This window comes from Bradyrhizobium ingae (assembly GCF_055791185.1).
In genome coordinates, this window is sequence record NZ_JBVUBB010000090.1 from 1 (window position 1) to 1,902 (window position 1,902).

1 protein-coding gene is annotated in these 1,902 nt (G+C 57.0%); it reads right to left on the reverse strand.

Features of this window, described 5'->3' with window-relative positions:
* Window positions 1-79: 79 nt before the first annotated feature.
* Complete coding sequence (ltrA, locus tag ACV1FX_RS41635; RefSeq protein WP_473123271.1) at window positions 80-1,333, reverse strand: group II intron reverse transcriptase/maturase; 1,254 nt, start codon at window positions 1,331-1,333, stop codon at window positions 80-82.
* Between the last annotated feature and the right edge of the window lie 569 nt (window positions 1,334-1,902).

Genomic DNA, 1,902 nt, shown 5'->3' on the forward strand with positions numbered 1-1,902 from the left:
CAGTCGAGTAGCGGAGAGGAATTTCACCTCTCCGCCCTCACGAATCCGGACATGAAACTCGCGCTTCATCCGGCTTCTATCATCCAGCCGCGGGTCGAATGCCGGCCGTCCACAGGTACATCAGCTTCGGCTCTCGTTTTGCGAGACGTCCGAGCCAGTGTACTGCTGCGGTCTTCCGGCGTTTGAACCTCTTATATTTCCGCATCACCCATCGCATGAGCGTCTCGTTGACATGGCGAAGGACGTTGACGCACTCCGTGCGGTAGTATCGCCCGTAGTAGTTCAGCCATCCCCTCGCCACAGGATCGATCAGCTTGGCAAGGTCTTTCAGCTCCTGGTTATTCCGTGTCGATGCTATCCGCCATTCGCGGATAGTCTGCCGGATTCCCTTGGCTGCCTTGCGGCTGATGGCCGGCACGAAGCTAACAAACTTCTTACCGCTCCTGTTGCGGGCTTTTCGCGGCCGGAAGGTGTACCCGAGGAAATCGAACGTGATTTGCTCATATCCTCCGCTCCGATTGCTGTCCTTGCAGTAGACGATCCGGGTTTTCTCCGGGTGGAGTTCCAGACCGCATTCAGCAAGACGTTCTCGGATCGCTTCCAATACGGCTTTGGCCTCCTCCTCACTCCTGCAATGGACGATCGCATCATCGGCGAATCTTTCGAAACACAGATGTGAGAAGGTCCGCTGCATCCATGCATCGAAACAGTAATGCATGAAGAGATTGGAGAGCACGGGCGAGACAACGGAGCCCTGAGGGGTTCCCCGTGTTCGCTCGTCACGGGCTCCGTCTTTCCGTTCCACGGGAGCTTGCAGCCACCGCTTGACGTAGAGACGAGCCCAGCCCAATTCCACATGGTGGGCTACAGCTTTTTCCATCAGGTCCCATGGAATCGTATCGAAGAATGACTTGATGTCCAGGTCTATGACCCAATCGAATTTCCAGCAGCGCTCGCGCGCCTTTCCCACTGCGTCGAGCGCAGACCGTCGGGGTCGATAGCCGTAGGAGTCGGGGTGGAAGATTGGCTCCACTTCCTTTTCTATGACCATCTTTGCGACCGTCTGGGCCACGCGGTCTCCGACGGCGGGAATGCCGAGTTTCCTGACACTCTTGCCGTCAGATTTGGGGATTTCCACGAGACGAACGGGCGGTGGAAAATACGTCCCCGACGACATGCGATTCCAGACCTTGTAGAGATTCCTCTTCAGATCCTTTTCGAACGCCGCGATAGAGACGCCATCCACGCCCGCAGCTCCTTGGTTTGCTTTGACCTGTTGCCAGGCTTGCCAAACAAGGTGTTTGGAAATGTCATACGGCTTTGCCTCGGACATCAGCTCCTCCCCTTTTCGGGTTGGCTGTCGTCGTTGGCTAGATGATCGGGTCCCTTCGCTCTACCCGCATTACCGGGCTTCATCACTACTGCGAACCCGTCCGCCCCTGCGCCGTGCATCGGTACTCTCCCCTCAGCGGTGTTGCCGCCTTCAGGTTCTCCCTTGTCATCACGACGCAGGTTCCCACGTTCCACGCAAGAGCCTGCCATCAGGATCGCGCCGCCTTTACACCGGTTGCCACCTGGCCAAAATACAGGCCCTTGCCAGATTTAGTCCCAAGGGAACTACAAGCCCTTGGTTTCGACAACATCTGATCCAATTTTCGATGCTTCATCGGCGGTTCGTTTCCACTCGCCTTCCTGAGGCTTACCTGACGGGCATGTCGCCCGCTTTTTCCAACAACGCTCACCACCTCGGCCATTGTGCCGACGCAGCTTGTGGTGGTTTGGACCCTGATCCTGTAATCCGAGTCCGGAGGGCCAACCCCCATCTCTCGCGCAGCAAGGCTACTCGAAGTTTGGGTTACATTTTCATGTTCTCCCTCGTTCCTTCGCCTTCGTGGCGCACTG

What these genes read in the sequence shown, in the direction of transcription:
- ltrA (WP_473123271.1), bottom strand. Translation starts at nt 1,333, where the DNA reads ATGTCCGAGGCAAAGCCGTATGACATTTCCAAACACCTTGTTTGGCAA.